General features: G+C 62.6%; 22 protein-coding genes. 6 read left to right on the top strand and 16 right to left on the bottom strand.

Going from position 1 to position 19987, the window contains the following annotated elements; all coding sequences use genetic code 11:
* The first annotated feature begins 6 nt into the window (after positions 1-6).
* The 5 genes from ABMC88_RS08515 to arfB all read left to right on the top strand — a co-directional run bounded on the left by ABMC88_RS08515 (position 7) and on the right by arfB (position 4649).
* Positions 7-1380, top strand: a complete 1374-nt coding sequence (locus tag ABMC88_RS08515; protein ID WP_349576437.1) for an MFS transporter — start codon at positions 7-9, stop codon at positions 1378-1380.
* Complete coding sequence (mepA, locus tag ABMC88_RS08510; protein ID WP_349576436.1) at positions 1377-2333, top strand: penicillin-insensitive murein endopeptidase; 957 nt, start codon at positions 1377-1379, stop codon at positions 2331-2333. Before ABMC88_RS08515 ends, mepA begins: the two co-directional genes overlap by 4 nt.
* A 41-nt stretch (positions 2334-2374) precedes the next feature.
* On the top strand, positions 2375-3193 hold the full coding sequence (locus tag ABMC88_RS08505; RefSeq protein ID WP_349576435.1) for an esterase-like activity of phytase family protein: 819 nt from the start codon (positions 2375-2377) through the stop codon (positions 3191-3193).
* A 93-nt stretch (positions 3194-3286) separates the two neighbouring features.
* Positions 3287-3904, top strand: coding sequence for a queuosine precursor transporter (locus tag ABMC88_RS08500; RefSeq protein WP_349576434.1), 618 nt, complete (start codon positions 3287-3289; stop codon positions 3902-3904).
* Positions 3905-4229: 325 nt separating this feature from the next.
* A complete protein-coding gene (gene arfB, locus ABMC88_RS08495; RefSeq protein WP_349576433.1) occupies positions 4230-4649 on the top strand; it encodes an alternative ribosome rescue aminoacyl-tRNA hydrolase ArfB in 420 nt (139 codons plus the stop codon).
* A gap of 76 nt (positions 4650-4725) precedes the next feature.
* On the opposite strand, the gene cobF is transcribed toward arfB, so the two are convergent.
* From cobF to cbiE, 7 genes are read right to left on the bottom strand one after another with little or no spacing between them, the layout of a single operon-like run.
* Positions 4726-5472, bottom strand: a complete 747-nt coding sequence (cobF, locus tag ABMC88_RS08490; protein ID WP_349576432.1) for a precorrin-6A synthase (deacetylating) — start codon at positions 5470-5472, stop codon at positions 4726-4728.
* Complete coding sequence (locus ABMC88_RS08485) at positions 5469-5774, bottom strand: DUF1636 family protein (protein ID WP_349576431.1); 306 nt, start codon at positions 5772-5774, stop codon at positions 5469-5471. Before ABMC88_RS08485 ends, cobF begins: the two co-directional genes overlap by 4 nt.
* Entirely contained in the window at positions 5771-6496 is a 726-nt protein-coding gene (gene cobA / locus ABMC88_RS08480) for a uroporphyrinogen-III C-methyltransferase (RefSeq protein WP_349576430.1), read from the bottom strand. The genes ABMC88_RS08485 and cobA overlap by 4 nt, the downstream gene beginning before the upstream one ends.
* A complete protein-coding gene (locus ABMC88_RS08475) occupies positions 6493-7818 on the bottom strand; it encodes a cobyrinic acid a,c-diamide synthase CobB (RefSeq protein ID WP_349576429.1) in 1326 nt (441 codons plus the stop codon). The genes cobA and ABMC88_RS08475 overlap by 4 nt, the downstream gene beginning before the upstream one ends.
* On the bottom strand, positions 7815-8600 hold the full coding sequence (gene cobM, locus ABMC88_RS08470; protein ID WP_349576428.1) for a precorrin-4 C(11)-methyltransferase: 786 nt from the start codon (positions 8598-8600) through the stop codon (positions 7815-7817). The genes ABMC88_RS08475 and cobM overlap by 4 nt, the downstream gene beginning before the upstream one ends.
* Positions 8597-8980, bottom strand: a complete 384-nt coding sequence (locus ABMC88_RS08465; protein ID WP_349576427.1) for a cobalamin biosynthesis protein — start codon at positions 8978-8980, stop codon at positions 8597-8599. The genes cobM and ABMC88_RS08465 overlap by 4 nt, the downstream gene beginning before the upstream one ends.
* On the bottom strand, positions 8977-10158 hold the full coding sequence (gene cbiE / locus ABMC88_RS08460; protein ID WP_349576623.1) for a precorrin-6y C5,15-methyltransferase (decarboxylating) subunit CbiE: 1182 nt from the start codon (positions 10156-10158) through the stop codon (positions 8977-8979). Before cbiE ends, ABMC88_RS08465 begins: the two co-directional genes overlap by 4 nt.
* 1 nt (position 10159) lies before the next feature.
* Here cbiE and ABMC88_RS08455 point away from each other — a divergent pair, with 1 nt between their 5' ends.
* Positions 10160-10906 carry a cobalt-precorrin-6A reductase gene (locus tag ABMC88_RS08455; protein WP_349576426.1) on the top strand — a complete coding sequence of 249 codons (747 nt, stop codon included), beginning with the start codon at positions 10160-10162 and terminating at the stop codon, positions 10904-10906.
* Here the strand turns inward: ABMC88_RS08455 and cobJ are convergent.
* From cobJ to ABMC88_RS08410, 9 genes are read right to left on the bottom strand one after another with little or no spacing between them, the layout of a single operon-like run.
* Complete coding sequence (gene cobJ, locus ABMC88_RS08450; protein WP_349576425.1) at positions 10882-11616, bottom strand: precorrin-3B C(17)-methyltransferase; 735 nt, start codon at positions 11614-11616, stop codon at positions 10882-10884. The two genes, ABMC88_RS08455 and cobJ, sit on opposite strands and share 25 nt — an antisense overlap.
* Entirely contained in the window at positions 11613-12344 is a 732-nt protein-coding gene (locus ABMC88_RS08445) for a precorrin-2 C(20)-methyltransferase (protein WP_349576424.1), read from the bottom strand. Before ABMC88_RS08445 ends, cobJ begins: the two co-directional genes overlap by 4 nt.
* A gap of 3 nt (positions 12345-12347) precedes the next feature.
* The gene (locus ABMC88_RS08440; protein WP_349576423.1) at positions 12348-12977 is read right to left on the bottom strand and encodes a precorrin-8X methylmutase; all 630 of its coding nucleotides are present in this window, start codon (positions 12975-12977) and stop codon (positions 12348-12350) included.
* 1 nt (position 12978) lies between these two features.
* Positions 12979-14103, bottom strand: a complete 1125-nt coding sequence (gene cobG, locus ABMC88_RS08435) for a precorrin-3B synthase (RefSeq protein ID WP_349576422.1) — start codon at positions 14101-14103, stop codon at positions 12979-12981.
* Positions 14100-17333, bottom strand: a complete 3234-nt coding sequence (cobN, locus tag ABMC88_RS08430) for a cobaltochelatase subunit CobN (protein ID WP_349576421.1) — start codon at positions 17331-17333, stop codon at positions 14100-14102. The genes cobG and cobN overlap by 4 nt, the downstream gene beginning before the upstream one ends.
* Before the next feature lie 3 nt (positions 17334-17336).
* A complete protein-coding gene (gene cobW, locus ABMC88_RS08425) occupies positions 17337-18371 on the bottom strand; it encodes a cobalamin biosynthesis protein CobW (protein ID WP_349576420.1) in 1035 nt (344 codons plus the stop codon).
* Positions 18368-18742 (bottom strand): DUF1636 family protein, encoded by a 375-nt coding sequence (locus tag ABMC88_RS08420; protein WP_349576419.1) that lies wholly within the window; start codon positions 18740-18742, stop codon positions 18368-18370. Before ABMC88_RS08420 ends, cobW begins: the two co-directional genes overlap by 4 nt.
* A gap of 60 nt (positions 18743-18802) precedes the next feature.
* The gene (locus ABMC88_RS08415) at positions 18803-19297 is read right to left on the bottom strand and encodes a hypothetical protein (protein ID WP_349576418.1); all 495 of its coding nucleotides are present in this window, start codon (positions 19295-19297) and stop codon (positions 18803-18805) included.
* A gap of 3 nt (positions 19298-19300) precedes the next feature.
* Positions 19301-19984 (bottom strand): CbtA family protein, encoded by a 684-nt coding sequence (locus ABMC88_RS08410; protein WP_349576417.1) that lies wholly within the window; start codon positions 19982-19984, stop codon positions 19301-19303.
* Positions 19985-19987: the final 3 nt, after the last annotated feature.

Raw genomic sequence — 19987 nt, 5'->3', positions numbered from 1 at the left:
ACGGGCATGACACAGATCACACAGAGCAAGCGCATCTGGGGGTGGTATTTTTTCGATTGGGCAAGCCAGCCGTATAATACGCTCATCCTGACCTTTATTTTTGGCCCCTACTTTACCGCCACACTGACGGGTAACCTGATCGCAGAGGGCATGGCGGATGAAGCCGCCCGTGCCCAAGCCCAAGCCACGTGGGGCTGGGGTCTGGCTGCGACGGGGATCGCGATTGCGCTGCTGGCACCTTTGTTGGGTGCGATTGCCGATAACTCGGGGCGCAAGCTGCCGTGGATCTGGCTGTTCTCGGCGATGTACTTTGTTGGCTCAGGCGCGCTGTGGTGGAGCGCGCCTGACGATTTCTCGGTCCTGTTTACGCTGTTCTTCTTTGGCATCGGTCTGATCGGGATGGAGTTCGCGACGATCTTTACCAACTCTTATCTGCCTGAACTTGATGATGACCCCGCCGAGCTGGGCCGCATATCGGGATCGGGCTGGGCCTTTGGCTACGTAGGCGGGTTGGTGGCGCTGGTGATTATGCTGTTGTTGTTTCAGGCGACGGCGTCGGGGACCACAATGGCAGGGCTGACGCCACTGTTGGGAATGGACACGGTGACCAAGGAAGACACCCGAATCGTCGGACCGCTGACCGCGATCTGGTTCGCCGTCTTTATGATCCCCTTCTTCCTTTATACCCGTGACCGCGCCACAACAGGTGCCTCGAAACTGGTGATCGGCGAAAGTATGCGCGCCTTGGGAAAGACACTACGCGGCCTGCCGAACCACCCTTCGCTAATGGCTTACCTTGGTTCGTCGATGTTCTACCGTGACGGGCTGAACGGACTCTACACATTCGGCGGTATCTACGCTGTCGGCGTGCTGGGGTGGAGCGTGACGCAAGTGGGGATTTTCGGCATCGTTGCCATCATTGCAGGTGCCGTTTTCTGCTGGATTTCGGGACGTGTGGACCGCTGGCTTGGCCCGATGCCCGTGATCGTTTTCTGCGTTATTGCCTTGGCTTTCGTCTCGCTTTTGATCGTGACAATCACACCCGAAGCGATCCTGTTTATCCCCATCGCCGAAGGGTCCACCATGCCCGATGTGACCTTCTTTATCGCGGGCGCTGTGATTGGTGCGGCGGGGGGCGCGCTTCAGGCGTCTTCGCGCAATATGATGACGCGGCAAGCCAACCCCGACCGCATGACCGAAGCCTTCGGGCTTTATGCGCTGTCGGGCAAGGCGACGTCGTTTCTGGCGCCGGCCCTGATCGCCCTGACCAGCCAGATGACCGGCAGTCAGCGGCTGGGCGTAAGCCCTGTTGTTGGGCTGTTTATTATTGGGCTGGTTCTGTTATTCTGGGTAAAACCAAAAGGGGATTTCGAGTCGTGAACCTTAGAAAGCTACTGACCATTTCCGCGCTGAGCATTCTTGTCGCCAGCTGTGGCGGTGCGCGTGATATCAGCGGCTCTAAATCCCAAAAGGCCGAGCTGCCCACCATAGGTGAGCTGGCAGGTCCGCGTGCAAACATTCAGGCGAAGAAATTGTTTGGCACCAAATCCAGCGGCTCCCCGCAATCGCCCGCGCCGCACGGCAGCTATGCCAAAGGGTGCTTGGCCGGCGGGATGCAGCTGCCCGAAACGGGTCCGACATGGCAGGCGATGCGCCTGTCGCGGGGCCGCAACTGGGGCCACCCCGAATTGATCGACATGGTCACCAAGCTTAGTCAGGTCGCCGCCCAGCAACCAGGCTGGAACGGTCTGTATATCGGGGATCTGAGCCAGCCGCGTGGCGGTCCCATGCTGACGGGACACCGCAGCCACCAGATCGGTCTGGATGCGGACATCTGGATGTTGCCGCCCACCTCGCTGAGCCTGACGCGCAAGCAGCGCGAGAATATCTCGTCTATCTCGACCCGCCGCGCCAAGGGGGCCTATGTGAACGACGCGTGGACGCGGTCCCATCACAACATCATCAAGGCCGCCGCCAAAGACCCGCGCACAGCGCGTATCTTTGTTTTTCCCGGTGCCAAGGTGCAAATGTGTAACGATGAGCGCGGCGACCGCAGCTATCTTCGGAAAATCCGTCCTTGGTACGGGCATCACTACCACTTTCACGTCCGCCTTGCCTGTCCCAAAGGCGCGCGCGGGTGCCGTGACCAGAACCCGCCCCCCGCAGGGGACGGCTGCGCAGATGCACGTGAATGGCAGGCCAACATCCTGAACCCGCCAAAGGCCAAGCCAAAGCCGAAGACCAAAAAGCCTGCCGCCCCGCGCAAAAAGCGGCGCGAGCTGGTGCTGGCCGATTTGCCTGCCCAGTGCCAACCCGTGCTTGACGCCAATTGATCCGGCTTGCGATCGTCCTGATTTGCCTGTGCAGTAGCGCCTTGGCAGACCCCAAGCTGCGCAAGAATGGCGTTATGCGCTGGAAGATCGACGCGCCGTGGTTCGGCGGGTTTTCAGGGATCGAGATCACCGGCTACGGCACCGAAATGACCGTGATTAGCGACCGCGGCCAATTGGTCGAGGCGACGCTACAACGCAAGCGGGGAAAAATCGACAGCGTCTATGTCGACACGTCCAGACGGCTCAGTAAATCTTCGGGCGGGCGGTTGCGGAAAAAGGCCAGCGACGCCGAAGGGCTGGCGATTGACGCGCAAGGCCGCACGCATATCTCGTTCGAGCATCGCCACCGGATCATGGCAACCAATCTGGATAATGGCCGCACCCGTGGTCAGATCAACCTGCCGTTCAAGAACGAAGTGGGCCCGAATTCGGGCGTTGAGGCCTTGGCTGTTGGCCCTGATAGCACGCTTTATGCCCTGACCGAGAAAGCACCCGCAAACGGCGCGCCCTTCCCGCTCTATGCCTATCGCGGCGGCAATTGGACCGTGGCCGCCCGTCTGCCCCAGCGCGGCCCCTTTGTGCCAGTGGGCGCTGACTTTGACAGCAAAGGCCGCCTGTGGGTGTTGGAGCGGGCAACCACGCCGCTGGGCTTTCGCAGTCGCGTGCGGCTGTTTGAGTTGGGCGGCGTTGCACCGCGGGAATACACGATGCTCAAGACGCTTCCTGCGCGGTTTGACAACCTTGAAGGCATCAGCGTTTGGGACGACCCGAGCGGCACGATGCACATCACGATGATCTCGGATGATAACTTTATGCGGATCCTGCGCACACAGATCGTTGAGTACCGCGTCAAGGAATAGGCTTGCCAGTTGCGGCAATCGCGCCTAAAGCACGCCTGTCTGCGATCCCCGCAGGCCAAGTCGCCGCACCCTTGCAAAAAACGGTTTTATATTATGACACGCACACATCTTCCTGGCATCATTGCCATGGCCGCCATCGTTGTGGCCTCGAATATCCTTGTTCAGTTTCTGTATGGGAACTGGCTGACGTGGGGGGCTTTTACCTACCCGCTGGCCTTTTTGGTCACTGACATCATGAACCGCGTTTACGGCACTGCCGCTGCACGCCGCGTGGTGTTGGTGGGTTTTGTGGTGGGCATCATCTGCTCGCTGATCGGGACGCAAATTATGGGCGAGTTCGGCCCGCTTGTGACCCTGCGCATCGCCATCGGATCGGGGCTGGCATTTCTGGTCGCGCAAATGCTGGACGTTGGCATCTTTGCCGCGCTGCGCAATGGCGCGTGGTGGAAAGCGCCGCTTGTCTCGACCCTTGTGGGCAGCACGGTGGACACTGTGATTTTCTTTAGCATCGCATTCTCCGGTGCGCTGTCGTTTGTGCATCCTGCAACGGATGTGTCATGGGCGGCCGAAGCTGTGCCGCTGTTGGGCATGGGCCCCGCCGCGCCGCTGTGGGTATCGCTTGCTGTTGCCGACTGGGCTGTGAAACTGTCGCTTGCGCTGTTGGCGCTTGTCCCGTTTCGCATCATCACCGCACGGCTGCGTGCTGCTTAATCAGGCAGCTGCGGCCATCTGTCCGCAATTTCCTGGAAATAGTGCTTTGCGATTGGGCAATCCTGTGCAACCCTCAGGGTGAGTTCAACAAATGCAAAGGAGGTGATCTAGTGTCAAGAACGGTACTGGAGAGAGGTGTCGGAACAGCTTTGGAGGTCGTTTGCTAGGGCAGCCCCTGGTGATTTGAAATCCGGAGTGGGCCATCGGTCTAACCGATCCCGCCTCCTATACAATTCGATTGGGCCGTCCTGTTGCAGGGCGGCCCTTTTCGCGTTCGGGGCTATGTGCTCTTCACCTCTGCGGTCTGAGCGCTATGATTGATGCCATGTTGTATATCACCGATGCCATCACATTGCAGGACTGGGAACTGACCGAAAGCTTTATGCGGGCGTCGGGGCCGGGTGGGCAGAATGTGAACAAAGTCTCTTCGGCGGTTGAGTTGCGGTTCGAGGCAGCCACGTCGCCCTCGCTTCCTTTGCCGATCAAGAACCGGTTGCGACGGTTGGCGGGGCGGCGTTGGACCAACGAAGGGGCGCTGGTGTTGCAATGCGACGAAACCCGCAGCCAAGCACGCAATAGGGAATTGGTGCGAGAGCGGCTGAAAGACTTGATCCTGCAAGCGGTCACACCACCGAAACGCCGGATCGCGACACGCCCTACGCTGGGATCAAAGAAGCGGCGCCTGAAGGCGAAGAAGGTGCGTGGGGAAGTGAAGGCGATGCGGGGGCGGGTTGATCCGGAATAGGATCTGTCGGTGCCAGTCGTGGGTGCGGGATTGAGTTTAAGGGCAAAATAAAGAAGGCGCGGTTGCGCCCTGCGCTTTAGCCTTTGCGCATGAGGTAGATGTCCATGATCCAGCCGTGATTGGCGCGCGCCTTGGCGCGGGTTTTCGTGATTTCATCCGCGACTTGCGACAGGGGGCCTTCGATGATGATTTGCTCTTTCATGCCGACATAGGCGCCCCACCAAATGTGGATGCCTTCGGGCGGAATGGCCGTGAAGGCGCTGCCTGCGTCGAGCATGATTGCGACTGTATCGACGCCTTCGGGCCAGCCTTCGTCGCGCAGGCGGCGACCTGTGGTGACGATGAAGGGTGCGCCGATTTCATTGAGGACAGTGGCGTGGGCTGCAGTAAGGGTTTGCAGCGATGTGATACCAGGAATGACGGTGATGTCCGGCGCAGGCGTGAGCCGTGCAGCAATCCGCAGGGTGCTGTCATAGAGAGACGGGTCACCCCATACCAGCAGGGCCACGTTTTGCGGTGCCCCATTGGCGGTGATTTCCCTTTGCCAGACCTCGGCTATTTCATTGTGCCAGTCGTCCACGCGCTGGCGGTAGTCGAGGGTCGCCTCGTTGCGGGTGGGGAGGATGAATTCAGCGATGCGGGTTGTGGTGTTAGTGATGACTTCTGCGCAAATGCTGCGGCGCAGGGCGGCCAGATCGTCCTTTCCGGCCCCTTTATGTGGCACAAGGATCAGGTCTTGGGCGTTCATGGCGCGGATGGCTTGCAGGGTCAGGTGTTCGGGGTTGCCGGTGCCTATGCCGATCAGGGTAAGATGAAAGCTCATGCGGGGATCCGTGCGATGGCTTTGAAACGGAGCGAGCCGAGCGCGCGGGCGTCGGGGAATGTGCCATCGGGGGAGGCTGCGTAGAGGGCTGAAAACGTCTCCAACTCGGGAAAATCGGCTGGTGTGATCTCTCCGAACAGATAGGCGGTTTTGCCGGTGTCGCGGAAGGCTACGGTTTGGGCGCGGGCGCAGCCTGACATACAATCAACGGGCGTGATGTCGAGCGTGGGCAGGGCATCGCGGGCTTGGGCGATAAACCCCATGCTGTCAGGGGTGCATGTGGCGCAAATGAAAAGGGTCACGGCTCTGGCTCCGCGAGGGGGCCATAGAAGATGAGGGCAGGCGTGCCGCTTTTCAGTTCCTGGAGGTGGGCGGCAAGGGTTTCGATGGTGAACCGCTCGAGTCGCTCTGAAGGTGTTGATACGGCCTCGGCCAGCATGGCGGGGGTATCTGCGGGCAGGCCGTGTTCGATCAGCCGTGCGGCGAGGCCCGCGAAGGTACGTTTGCCCATATAGACGACGGTTGTGGCCAGCGGGTCGGCAAGGGCCGCCATGTTCACATCAGCGGGCAGATCACCTGTCACATCCGCGCCTGTGATGAACTGCACGCGTCGCGCGGTGAGCCTGCGGGTGAGCGGGATGCCTGCGGTTGCTGCCGCGGCAGAGGCGCTTGTGACGCCGGGGATAATCTCAAACGCGATACTTGCAGCGCGCAGGGCGGTGATCTCTTCCTCGAGCCTGCCGAACATGCCGCTGTCGCCAGATTTCAGGCGCACGACATTCAGGCCAGCCGCCGCGTAATCGACCAACACGCGGCTTACGTGGTCTTGTTTTGGCGAGGGGCGGCCTGCCCGTTTGCCAACGCCGATCAGGTCCGCACCGTCGCGGGCGTGGCTTAGGATTGGTCCGGACGACAGGTCATCGAACAAGACGACATCCGCCTGCTCCAACCGCTTGACCGCTTTGACGGTCAGCAGCTCGGGGTCACCCGGACCAGACGAGACGAAGGAGACGAAGCCGCTCATGCGCCTGCGGCGATCAGATGGAAGAAGGTGCCAGACACTTGGCCCCCGCCTTCGGTGCGGCGGTAGGTGCCCGTCTCGGGGACGGTCAGGTCGTTGCTGTCTGTGATGCGGGCCAGTGCGGTGTCCGGCTCCGAGGTGATGGTGGCGTAGTGGAATTCGTGGCCGCGCAGGTGTGCGCCAGCCTCCGCCCCCGGAATGGCGGCTTCGAGCGTGGCGCGACGGTAGCCGAGGTGGAATTTGCGTTTGGCAAAGGAAGTCTCCAGCCCCAAGAGGCCTGCCATCTCGTGCCGCGTGCCTTCCTTATCGATCAGCCCTGCGCCTAGCGCCATGTAGCCGCCGCACTCGCCGTGCACGGCGCGGGTTTCGGCAAAGCGTTGCAGGCCGCTGCGGAAAGTGTCTGCCGCGGCCAGCGTGCCTGCGTGCAATTCGGGGTAACCGCCAGGCAACCAGCATATGTCTGCGCTGTCGTCGGGGGCTTCGTTTTGCAGTGGAGAGAAGGGCAACACCTCGGCCCCTGCCGCGCGCCATCCCGCAAGGAGGTGCGGGTAGACAAAGGCGAAAGCATTGTCTTGTGCCAAGGCGATGCGCTGACCGGGGGGGACGATTTTGGCGGGTGGTGTTACACTGGCGCGTGCGCCCATGGCCGCGGCACGCAGGGCGTCCAGATCGACGTGTTCGCGTACGAAGGCGCCTGCCTCTGCCAGCACCTCGTCGAGGTTTTCCTGCTCGCCCGCTTGAACCAGACCAAGGTGGCGTTCGGGCAGGGCCATTTCAGCGCGTCGGGGCAGCACGCCCAGCACAGTGATGCCCGCCTGCTCCATCCCGACACGGACCAATGCCTCGTGACGCGGGGAGGCGACGCGGTTCAGCACGACACCCGCAAGCGTCACGTCAGGGCGCATCATTTTGAAACCCAGAGCTGTGGCCGCCACCGATTGCGCCGCACCCGAGACATCCAGCACCAGCACCACGGGCCAGCCCATATGCGCCGCGATGTCGGCGCTTGCCCCGTTGCCCGAGGCCCCCTGAATGGCGACACCGTCGAACAGGCCCATCGACCCTTCGGCAAGGATCAGGTCAGCGCCTTGTGCATTGCCGACCATGCCCGCGATCCGCTCATGCTCCATCGACCAGCTGTCGATATTGAACGAGGCGCGGCCCGACGCGGCAGTGTGGAACGCAGGGTCAATATAATCAGGCCCGCTTTTGAACGGCTGCACCGTGACGCCCTGCGCACGGAACGCGGCCAGCAGGCCAAGCATCAGTGTCGTCTTGCCCGTCCCCGATGCAGGGGCCGAAATCATCAAACCTGCGGGTATCATTCGGCGTCCTCCGGAAATCTGGGTGCAGTGCCCACAGGGCGAAAACGGCGGTCGTAATCGCCTGCATAGAGCCTGCTTTCGCCGAAATCTTCCGCGCCAATCGCGTGACCCACAAGGATGAGCGCGGTGCGCGCCATCTCTTCGCCAATCGCTGTTTGCAGGGTGGATAGCGTGGCACGCACCACGCGCTCATCCGGCCAACTGGCGCGCCAGACAACGGCGACGGGGCAGTCGGGGCCATAATGGGGGGTCAATTCCTCCACCACACGCTCCAGCACATGCACGGACAGGTGGATGCACAAGGTGGCCCCCGTGGCTGCGAAATTCGCCAGCGTCTCGCCCTCGGGCATAGCCGTGGCGCGGCCAGAGGTGCGGGTCAGAACGACCGATTGCACGATGTCAGGCAGCGTCAGTTCGGAGGCAAGCGTGGCAGCGGCGGCGGCAAAGCTGGGCACGCCGGGGGTCACGTCATAGGGGATGTCCAGCGCACGCAGGCGGCGCAGTTGTTCGCCCATGGCGGACCAGATCGACAGATCGCCCGAATGGATGCGGGCAACGTCATGGCCGGCGGCATGGGCGGCTGAAATCTCGTCCATAATTTCGTCCAGCGACAGGCGGGCCGTGTTGACGATATGCGCACCTTCGGGACAGTGATCAAGAATGCCTTCGGGCACCAGCGAGCCTGCATAGAGGCACACAGGCGACGCCGCGATCAGGTCGCGCCCGCGCAAGGTGATCAAGTCAGCCGCCCCCGGCCCTGCGCCAATAAAATGAACTGTCACGTCGTTTCCTTTTGCACATCGGCCACCGCCGCCGTCGCCATACCATCGCCCGAGACGACACGCCGTGCAACTAGCACCGCGTCGGGGCCTGCCGCAACCAAAGCCGCAGCTTCGCACAAACTGCCGGTGCCGAATTGGTCGAGGATGCGCTGCGATTGGGTCGGCGTGATCATCGTCGCCAGATCATCGCTGCGCACGCCCAGACCGGGCAGAGACAGCGCCTGCGCCAATTCGCGAAACACCGGTGCGCGGGACTTGGCGGATTCAGTGGCCAGCGCTTGGGGCGCTTGGCCGCCCGCAGACTCGATCGCGCGGGTCATTGCATCCTGCAAAGACGCCATCGCCGCACCGCTGCGAAATCCGATGCCAACTACCCTCATAGCACCACGCTCCATTGTACGATGGGCCGGGTGGCGGACCAGCCGCGCATCGGCCCCAGAGGGGCGGCTTGGGCGATGTCAAAACGCATCAGCGTGCCGCCTTTGTGGCTGTGCATCTGCGCCAGCAATGCCTCGGTCTCCAGCGTAACACCGTTTACGACCAAACGCGTGCCCTTGGGCAGTCGCGCAAAAAGCGTCTCTAACAACGGCAATCTGGCGCCCCCGCCGATAAAGACGGCGTCAGGAACAGGATGATCAACGGTGGTGTCGGCGGCCACGCCTTGAACGACCTGCATCCGGTGATCCAGCCCGAAGGTCGCAATATTGGCCGCAATATTCTGGACCCGCGATACGTGCTGCTCAAACGCAATCGCACGCCCGCCCGCAAGGCACCACTCAACCGAGATAGAGCCAGACCCCGCGCCAATATCCCACAACATCTCGCCCCCTCGCGGCGCAAGCGCGCTGAGCGTCAGGGCACGGGCGGGGCGTTTGGTGATTTGGCCGTCATGGGCAAAGCTGTCATCGGGCAGGCCCGACGCTCGCGACACTCCGACGTTTGCGGGCAAGGCGACGGCCACGGTAACGGGTGCCGTAATATCAGTCAGTTCGAATCCCTCGGCCGAGGTTTCGCGCAGGCGCTGGTGTGGGCCACCCAACCGCTCCATCACGGTCAATTGCGCGGTGGCCGCGCCGACAGTGCATAACCAATCAGCCAGTTCTTGCGGGGCATCCGCGTCGCGCATCAGGCAGATCATTCGCGCATGGGGGGCAAGTACTGGATAAAGCCGCGCAAGCGGGGCGGCGTGCAATCCGTGGCAGGTGATCTCCTCCATCCGCCAGCCAAGGGCAGCGGCGGCCAGCGTAAAGGTAGAGGGCGCGGGATAGACGCGCCATTCACCCTGTTTCAGGTCGCGCACCAGACTGCCACCCGCGCCGTGCCAGAACGGATCGCCAGACGCCAGCACCGCAACACGCTGACCCCGACAGGCCAACACGGGCGCGGTCGAGAACGGCACCGGCCATGGCTTGCCCCGCGCTCCGACCTGCGCAAGCGCCAGATGGCGCGGGCCGCCGAACACGATATCGGCCGCGTCCAGTGCCGCACGGCTTGCAGGCGGCAGCCCGTCAAGGCTATCCTCATTCAGACCGATAATGCTGAGCCAGGGATCATCCACCATGCGCGTCCTTCTTTTGGGTGGCACAACCGAGGCCAGCGCACTGGCTCGCGCTCTCGAATCCGCTGGAATAGAGACTGTTTTTTCCTACGCGGGCCGCACCAATGCGCCCATAGCGCAGCCTGTCGAGACGCGGGTTGGTGGCTTTGGCGGCATGGAAGGGTTGATCGACTACTTGCGTACAGCGCACATCACCCATGTCGTTGACGCCACCCATCCTTTTGCCGCGCAGATGAGCCGTAACGCCCATGACGCCTGCACCGCCACGGGCCTGCCGCTGGTCCGCTTGGAGCGTCCCGCGTGGGAGGCGCAAAACGGCGATGACTGGCTGCACGTCCCCGATATCGAGAGCGTCTGTGATGCCTTGCCCTACATCCCCTCCCGCGTTTTTCTGGCGATTGGCCGGATGCATGTGGATCTGTTGCTGCGCCAGCCCCAGCATCACTATCTGCTGCGATTGGTGGATGAACCAACAGACCCGATCGCCCTGCCCAAGCATAGCGTCGTCGTTGCGCGAGGACCGTTTGATGTGGCGGGCGACACGTCCCTGCTGCGCAAACACCGTATCGACTGCATCGTGGCGAAGAACGCGGGCGGCGCGGGCGCTGCGGCCAAGATTACGGCTGCGCGGCAGTTGGGCCTGACCGTCATCATGATCGACCGTCCCACCCTGCCCCGCGCCAAAACCGCCGCAGATAGCCAGAGTGTTTTGCGCTGGCTGGGTCATAACGCCGAGCGTGGGGTATAGACGTATCGCCCCACGCGCCGTGTCGCGGAATTGCCGATCAAGACAACCGTGCGCATGTCGGCCATCTCTTCGGTCGCCTCACCCAGTGTGACGGTATTCAGCCGCTGGTCTTTGTAGCTCACGTTGCGGGCAAAGGTGATGAGACGGTCGGGGCCGCATTCCTCGCGCAGAATCCCCAACGCCTGCCCGAACTGGTGCGGCCGCGATTTGGAGCGGGGGTTGTAAAAGGCCATCGCAAAATCGCCGCGCGACGCCATGCGCAAACGATGTTCGATCACCTCCCACGGCTTGAGATTATCGCTAAGGTTAATCGCGCAGAAATCATGCCCCAAAGGCGCGCCAGCAGCAGCGGCGGCGGCCAGCATGGCGGTGATGCCAGGCTGCACCGTGATGTCGACATCCGCAAACTGCGGCTGCGCTTCGAACGCTTCGAACACCGCCGAGGCCATCGCGAAGACACCCGGATCACCGGACGAGACGACGACAACCCGCCCGCCCTGCTGCGCAAGGGTCAGGGCATGGGTGGCGCGGTCAATCTCGACGCGGTTATCTGTTGCATGCAGGGTCAGACCCGCACGCGGAGCGATGCGTTTGACGTAAGGAATGTAGCCGATGATGTCGGTGGCCTGCGCGATCACCTCGCGCACTTCGGGTGTCACCAGCGTCTCGCGTCCGGGGCCAAGCCCTACGATACTGATCCAGCCGCTCATCCGTCTGCTTCGGGGCGGCGGCCCTGCCCGTGTACCAGAACAATCGCAAAATAGGGGCAGTCGTCATCTGCGACATCCGCCAGCTTGGCGATGCGCTGTTGCGGCATGGTGCCTTTTTCGACCAGCCACGCATCATCCAAGCGACCAGTCTGCGCCAGCGCCGCCCGCACCCGCGGCAGGTTGCGGCCTGTCTTCATTATCACCAGCGCATCGGCGCGGCCCATATGTTCAATCAGGTCCGCGTCCGGCAACGTGCCCATCAGCACGCTCAGCACATCATCACCCCATGTGAACGGCATATCCAGCGCGTTCCAGCAACCGACCATGCCGGGGATGGCGGGCAGCACCTCGACCTCGGCACGGCCCTGAAGGCGGGTGTGCAGATGCATGAACGAGCCATAGAAAAACGGATCACCCTCGCACAGCACGACAACCTCGTGATCCTGCGCCAGCGCGTCCAGCTTGTCCGCCCATTCGGCGTAGAAATCGATCATCAGCTGTTTGTAAGCGTCCGAGTCAAAGTGCAGCTCGGTGGTGACGGGGTATTCCATCGGGTATTCGATCACATCGTCGCGCAGCATGTCACGCACGATAGTGCGGGCCTGACCAGGGCGGCCTTTCTTGCGGAAATAGGCAAGGTGGCGGGCACCGCGAATGGTGCGGTCGGACTTGACGCTTATCAAGTCGGGATCACCGGGGCCAAGGCCTGCGCAGATTACTTTTCCCATCGCTTATTCCACCCTACTGGCAAGTGCGTTGATCGCAGCCACGGTCATCGCCGACCCGCCAAGGCGGCCCTTTACGATCATCGAGGGCACGGGCGGTGCCTCCATCAGCGCGTCCTTGCTTTCGGCAGCGCCGATAAAGCCGACGGGGCAGCCAATGATCGCGGCAGGGCGCGGGCAGTCGGGGTCTTCCAGCATATTGAGCAGATGGAACAAGGCAGTGGGCGCATTGCCGATCGCGACAACCGCGCCTTGCAGATGCGGACGCCACAGCTCTAACGCGGCAGCGGAACGGGTGTTTGACATCTGTTTGGCCATGTCGGGCACGCGGGGGTCACGCAGGGTGCAGATCACCTCGTTCTCACGCGGCAGCCGTTTGCGGGTGACGCCTTCGCTGACCATATAGGCATCGCACAGGATCGGCGCACCATCTTCCAGCGCGGCCCGCGCAGCGATGGCCATACCCCCTGAAAAATGCACGAACTCCTCAAGACCCACCATGCCAGCGGCGTGGATCATACGCACGGCGACGATCTCTTCCTCGGGCGTGAAACGCGCCAGCGATGCCTCGCGGCGGATAGTGGCAAATGATTGGCGGTAAATCTCGGCGCCATCGGTGATGTAGGTGTGGGGCATGTTATACATGACCTTTCAGATCGTCGGAGGACAGAGCGGTATAGGCGGGCGTATCCCCTGCCCTTCCTTGTTTGACAAGAGCGTAACCGTCAGGTTGCGCGGTAATGGTCAACGGGGCCGCACGGGGGTGCGCGCACCCTTTGGCGCAACCCGAAACATGCAGGGTGTGGCCCGTGCGCAGGTGTGGGGCCAGCGTGCGGGCAAGGCTGCGCGTTTCGCCCTCAGCCTGGGCACAGGCGGGCGCACCTGTGCAGGCGGTGATGCGCAGCAACGGATCATCCGTTTGGGTAATCACGCCGTCAATCACAGGCAGGTCGCGGGCGTTCTCCACCAACACCAACCGCCACGGCGTCAACCGCAGCGCACCGTGTTTAGCCAGCGCCGCCAACGTCCGGGCCTGCATCTGGCCAAACGCCACCCCGACAAGCGCCCCTTGCGGCGTGACATCAGGTTCGGGTTGATAGCTGCCACTTTGACGCGGCACCACAGCGGTTTCGGGCAGCGTACCCTGCCCGACAACAGCCGCCATACGGGTCGCGCCCTGCGCATGACCTATGAACCAATGCGCCACATCTATCGCTGTTTGCACAGCAGTGCGCGAGGTCACCGCGATACCTTTGTCCATTCCGTCCGCAACCACGATCAACCCACCGCCCGCGTCCCGCTCTATCCGGATATCCGCCGAGGCGCTTTGCAAGACAGGTGCCGCACCCGTGTCTACGGCAAAGCCGAACTTGACGGGTAGATCGGGCGCGTCATCAGCAGCCAGCGCATCCGAGAGTGCGGCGACCAAGCCTTCGGCCTCGTCCTCGGGCTGCCAGAATGGCGTGACGATGATGTTGCGGCGGCCCTCAATCTGCGGTGTCGCGTCGATGAGACCCATGCCGCGCAGCCCCTCGATCAGGGGGGCATGGCTGGCCTCTTGCACCCCGCGTATCTGGATGTTTGCACGGCTGGACAGATCCAGCATCCCGTTGCCATGTGCCGCCGCCAACGAGGCAATGGCATCGGCCTGCGCTCGGCTGAGCCTGCCGCCAAAGGGGCGCACCCGCACCACCATCCCGTCGCCCGACATCATCGGACGCAGCGCACCGGGGCACCAGCCTTTGACCAGCGGCGCGGTCATTCCGCCGCCTCCATTGTGGCCAGGATCGAGTTGCGCCGCGTCACCCACAGCCCCGCATCCCGCAGCGCGGCAAAACGGTTGCGCATTTCTTCCAGCGCCTTAGGGTTCTCGCGCTGCATGAAGTCGACCAGATCATCACGGCCCAGCGTCGCGTCGAAATAGAGATCAAACAGATGTGCGGGCACATGGCGGGTCAGATGCGCAAAGGCGGCAAGGTTATCCAGCGTCGCCGCAATCTCGGCTCCGCCGCGAAAGCCGTGGCGCATCATGCCGTTCGCCCAATCGGGGTTGGACGCCCGCGCCCGCACGACGCGGGCGATTTCTTCGGGCATGGTACGCGCACGCGGGGTGCCCATGCGGGTGCTGTCCACGTGATAAAGCGCAGGCTCCGGTGCGCCCAGATGCGCCATGGCGGCGGCGAACCCGCCCTCATGTGTCGCGTAATCCGATGACAACAAGACATCCGTCTCGGTCAAATCCTGCACGTGGGCAAACCCGTCCGCCTGACGCAAGCGTTCCTCCAGAGCTGCACGGTCGTGATGTGCGTCGCCCTTGGCATCCAGCGCCCATTCGCTGCCCTTCAGCCATGCCTCCCCCGCGGATGAGCGGCCCTCGGGCGAATAGTCCTGCAAGGCGCTTTCCATGTTCATGCCGTAAAGGCCCGGCTTGGGGCCGAACACGCGCGGCGCCTTTTGCAGATAGGGGTTCATGTCCGCCGCTTCCTCGCGGGTCGACAGGGCCGCTGTCGCTGCTTCGAACAAACCACCCAGTCCGGGGAAAATATCACGGAACAGGCCCGAAATACGCAGAGTCACATCAATGCGCGGACGGTCCAGCAGCGTGAGCGGCAGCACCTCAAACCCCGACACGCGGTCCGATCCTTCATCCCACTTGGGCGCAATGCCCGCCAGATGCATGGCCATGGCGACTTCCTCACCCGCTGTGCGCATGGTGGCAGAGCCCCACAGGTCAATCACCAGGCCGCGTGGCCAATCGCCGTTGTCCTGCAAGTGACGGCGCAGCAGTTCCTCGGCCAGTTTTACGCCCTGCGCGTAAGCCGCACGCGACGGGACCGAGCGGGGATCAACAGAATACAGGTTCCGCCCCGTCGGCAGCACATCCGCCCGCCCACGGTACGGAGAACCGGAGGGACCAGGGGGTACACGCTGACCGTTCAGCGCCGCAAGCAGGCCGTCATTCTCGCCCTCTGCCGCGCCAAAGATATGGAGGCCGTCGCCGTATTGGCTTTCCTTAATATCGCAGACAAAGCGGTCGATGCGGGTCATCGCCTCGACTTCACAGGCGTCCTCGGACAGGCCCAAATCCTGCTCGACCCCTGCGGCCTGCGCTTCCTCGCGAATGGTGTTCACCAGACGGTCGCGCCGCGCAGGGTCCAGCCCGTCGGCGGTGGAGTATTCGTCCAGCAGCCGTTCAAGCTGCAACAGCGCCTGTGGCGTTTCGCTGTCTTTCATCGGAGGCGGGACATGGCCCAAGGTGACGGCCCCGATGCGGCGTTTCGCTTGCGCCGCTTCGCCGGGGTCGTTCACGATGAACGGATAGATCACGGGCAGATCAGCGGTCAGCACTTCGGGCCAGCAATCGTCCGACAAGGCAACCGCCTTGCCCGGCAGCCATTCCAACGTGCCATGCGCGCCGATGTGGAGCAGCGCGTGATGCCCCTGCGCCCGCAGCCACAGATAGAACGCCACATAGGAATGGCGCGGTACGCGGGCGAGGTCGTGATAGTCGGTTTCGCGGGCATCAATCGCGCCCCGCTCTGGCTGCAAAGCGATCAGCGCATTGCCGCAGGCTTGGGCAGGGAAGTGGAACGCGTCGTCTGTGGCCATCGGGTCCGCCTCTGCCGCGCCCCACGCGGTGTGCAGATCGTCGCGCAAGTTTTGCGGTAGGGATGCGAGCGCCTTTTGGTAGTCAGCCAATGGCCATGCGATATGGCTTTGCGTCAGGGTTTTGCCAAAACCGATGGTGGGCGTAACGCTATATCCCGCACCTGCCAGCGACAGCAGCATATCCTCGGCGCTGGCCAGCGCATCAAGGCCAACCGCATGGGCGATCTGGTCGTCACGGCCCGGATAGGTCGATAGGACAATCGCCAGTTTGCGCTTGTCAGGCTCTGTTTTTGCCAGTCGCAGCCAGCCCTCGATCCGGTCTACCGCCGCCTCGATCCGTGCGGCGTGGGCGCGGTGCGAGAAGCGGGAGAATTGCAGATCGGGGTCTTTTTTGTCCGGAGCTTTGAAGCTGATAACGCCGCTGAAAAGGCGGCCGTCAACCTCGGGCAAGACCACATGCATCGCGAGGTCTGCTGGCGATAGCCCACGCTCGGATTCGGCCCATTCTTTTTTGCGGGCGGTGGAGAGGGCCACCTGAAACACGGGGCAGCCGATGGCATCCAAGGGTGATGTGCCATCCGCGCCGCGCCCCGAGAACGCTGTGGCGTTGATGATGGCGCGGGGGTTCAGTTGCGCCAGCGCGGAGGGGATGAAATCACGCGCAACGGGGGATTTGAGCGAGGGTGCGAACAGCCCAACCGCATTATAACCGCGATCTCGCAAGGTGCGGATCAGCGCGTCGACGGGTGCCGTGTCCGCCGAGGTTAGATAGCTGCGGTAAAACGTCACCGCAATGGCATCGCCTTCGGTGTCGATAAAGGGCAAAACCCCTTTGTCAGGGTCGTAAAACCCGCAATCGGGAACGGTCTTTGTGCCCAGCACTGGCCCTGCGTACAGACCCGCCGCAAGAGCAAGCTGCGCCAAGGCCGCTTGGGCAGCGACAGCACCACCCGCATCGCAAAGGTGCTGCAAGCGCCGCAGGGTCGAGGTGGGCAGAGTTGAATGCGCGTCAAGCGCCGCATCTTCGCACCCGTCTGCGGGCAGCACGGCCAAGGCGATACCATTGCGACGCGCGAAATCCTGCACCTGCATGATGCCGTAGGGCCAGTAATTTTCGCCACCGATCAGACGGATCAGGATGCCTTTTGCCCCTGTTAGGGTCTGTTCCACGTAATTATCGACCGAGGCCGGGTGGCGCAGGGCCGTCAGGTTACACAGTCGCAGCGTGGGCAATGTCCCGTCCGCACGGCGCCAGCCCGCCGCGAAAGCACCAAGGTCACTATCAGAGAACGACAACACCACCAGATCAGCGGGGGTTTGCCCCGGATCAAACGGTGTCTCTGTATCCTCAAGCCCGTGGCTTTCGCGGAAGACGACATGCATGGATCAGGCGCCCAGTGCCGCGTGGATGGCTGCGGGATCGACGTGGTCATGCTCGGCAATTACCACCAGCGCACCGTGGCGCGGGTCACTGCCCCACGGGCGGTCAAACTGATGCCGCACGCGCGCACCGACCGCTTGGACCAGCAGGCGCATGGGTTTGCCTTTGACCGCGACATAGCCTTTGACCCGCAGAATGTGTTGTTCATTCGCGAGCTTTTCGATGGCGGCTACCAGATCGGCGGCATCCTCGATCTCGGGCATTGGCACAACGATGGTTTCAAAGTCATCGTGTTCGTGGTCGTCGTGCCCGTCGTGATGCGAGGGGCGGGCGGCCAGATCGTCTTCGGCTTTTGCGTCCAGACCAAGAACCACGTTGGGGTCAATCACGCCTTCGGACATTTCGAGGATGGGGATCTGGCGGGGGCTTTCAGCCTCGATCACGGCGCGGGCTTTCGCGAGGCCGTCGGGGCCTGCGAGGTCGGCCTTGGACATCAGGATAATATCGGCGCAGCTGATCTGATCCTCAAAGACTTCGGACAGGGGCGTGTCGTGGTCAAGGCTCTCGTCCGCTTTGCGCTGCTCGTCCACCGCGTGGACATCGGAGGCGAAGGTGCCTGCCGCAACCGCTTCGGCATCTGCAAGGGCAATCACACCGTCCACGGTGATTTTTGACCGGATCGCGGGCCAGTCAAACGCCTTGAGCAAGGGTTTCGGCAGGGCCAGACCGGAGGTTTCGATCAGGATGTGGTCGGGACGCTCAGGCAGGGCCATCAGCGCCTCGATCGTCGGAATAAAATCATCGGCGACGGTGCAGCAGATGCAGCCATTCGCCAGCTCGACGATATTTTCGACAGGGCAATCGGGGATCGCGCAAGAGCGCAGGATGTCACCATCTACGCCCACGGTGCCGAACTCGTTCACCAGCACGGCCAATCGGCGGCCGTTTGCGTTGGTCATCAGGTGGCGGATCAGCGTGGTCTTACCCGCGCCAAGAAAGCCGGTGATCACAGTTACGGGGATTTTCGACAGGTCGCTCATGGGGCAGCCTCCAATGGCAGGGTTAGGGCAGGAACGCGGGCAACGGATTGCTTGCGGAAAATTACAGGGCGCTCGCGCCACGGCACGATGCCATCCTCGGACGCCGCATAAAGGGCGGCCCCTTCAAGGATGTCAGGCGCGTTGTCTTCGGTCATCTGGCCGTAGACATAGGTCCATTTGCCCGGCTGCGACAGGGCCACGGCAGCCCCCGTTTTGCAGGCAGACAAACAGGCCACGCCGACGATCTGCACGCCGTCGGGCGCAGGTGCGGACGTCAGCGCACGGTGCAGCCGCGCACCGGGGCGCTGGCTGTCGTCCTCATGGACTTCGCCCACCTTGCAGGTGGTGCAAACATAAAGCGTCGCTGTCATGGCATCCTCATCAAGTTAGCGGGTTATAGCGTGGTTACATACGGGTACAAAGTGGGGCGGTCAGTCAACGATGACTGTGGTCGTCGCCGCGATCGGCGTGCCACCAGCCGAAAGCGGGCGGTGGTCGTTTGTGTTCAGCGTGACGGTGATCTCAACCTCGCCCTTGGGCAGCGCATCAAGGTGCATCCACGCGCCATACAGGCGGCCCAGCTTTTCGCCGTTGATGTAGACATGTGCGTGACCTTCGCCCGCCACATGGCCGAGGCTGGCGTTGGTGGGCGAAAAGGTGAACCCGTCGGTCATCACGTGCAGGTTATACCCCGCCATCGGGTCCGCCGTCACCGCAACATCAAGGGTGGGCGCTGTGGCGGCGTCCACCTCGAACGGAGTGTTGTGCATCATCGCGTGGTCCAGGCCGCCATGATCCTCGCCCATATGGTGGGCGGGGTCACTGTGGTCATGGCCGTCAAAGGTAATCCCGTTGGCCGCTGCAACAACAAAGCCGCCCGCCGCGCCAAAGGTCAGACCGATCACAAACAGCATTAAGGTGCGCATATCCTAATCTGCCCTGCGTTGCTCTTTATCGAGGAAGTAGGCCGCAAAGCAGCCCAGCATAACCCACGCCGCCAGCCCGACGCCAAAGGCGCGTGCGGCAAACAGGGCCGCGATTTCGGTCGGGACGGGCCCTGTGAAGGTATCGGGTTCGGGCGCGCCGATGATGTGTGGTGCGGCCAACAGGATCACAGCCACACCCCACATGGCCCAGTTGCGGCCAAAGGCCAGCAGCCACATGGCAATACCCGCCGCAACAACCGTGGCGTACCACCAGATCTGACGCTCTGCTACATCGGCGGCGGCGACACCGGGCACTTCGGGCGCCAGCGAAAAGCCCGGCGCGAGGTGCGCCGCGACAAATCCCGCGACACCCCAGATGATGCCTGTGCGTGCGTCTACATCCGCGCCGCGCTCTTCGGCCAGCAACATGAGCGCGACCAACATCATGGCGTAGCCGGTATAGGTAAGCATGGTGAAAACGATGCTCAGCAAATCGCGCACGGGGTCAAAGCCAGGCAGCTCGGGCTGCGCACTAACAACAGCACCCCCAAGATGCACCAGATCACCGCCCTCATAGAGTTCGGCGTGCAGCAACACGGGCTGAACAAATACAAGCTGCAGCAGACCAGCAATCAAGCCAGCCGCAGCACCAGCGAACAACGCGCTGGTCAACAATTTAGAAAGCATGAC

This window comes from Sulfitobacter aquimarinus (genome assembly GCF_040149565.1).
GTDB classification, from domain to species: Bacteria; Pseudomonadota; Alphaproteobacteria; order Rhodobacterales; family Rhodobacteraceae; genus Sulfitobacter; species Sulfitobacter aquimarinus.
This window is presented reverse-complemented; position numbering and strand designations above follow the sequence as displayed.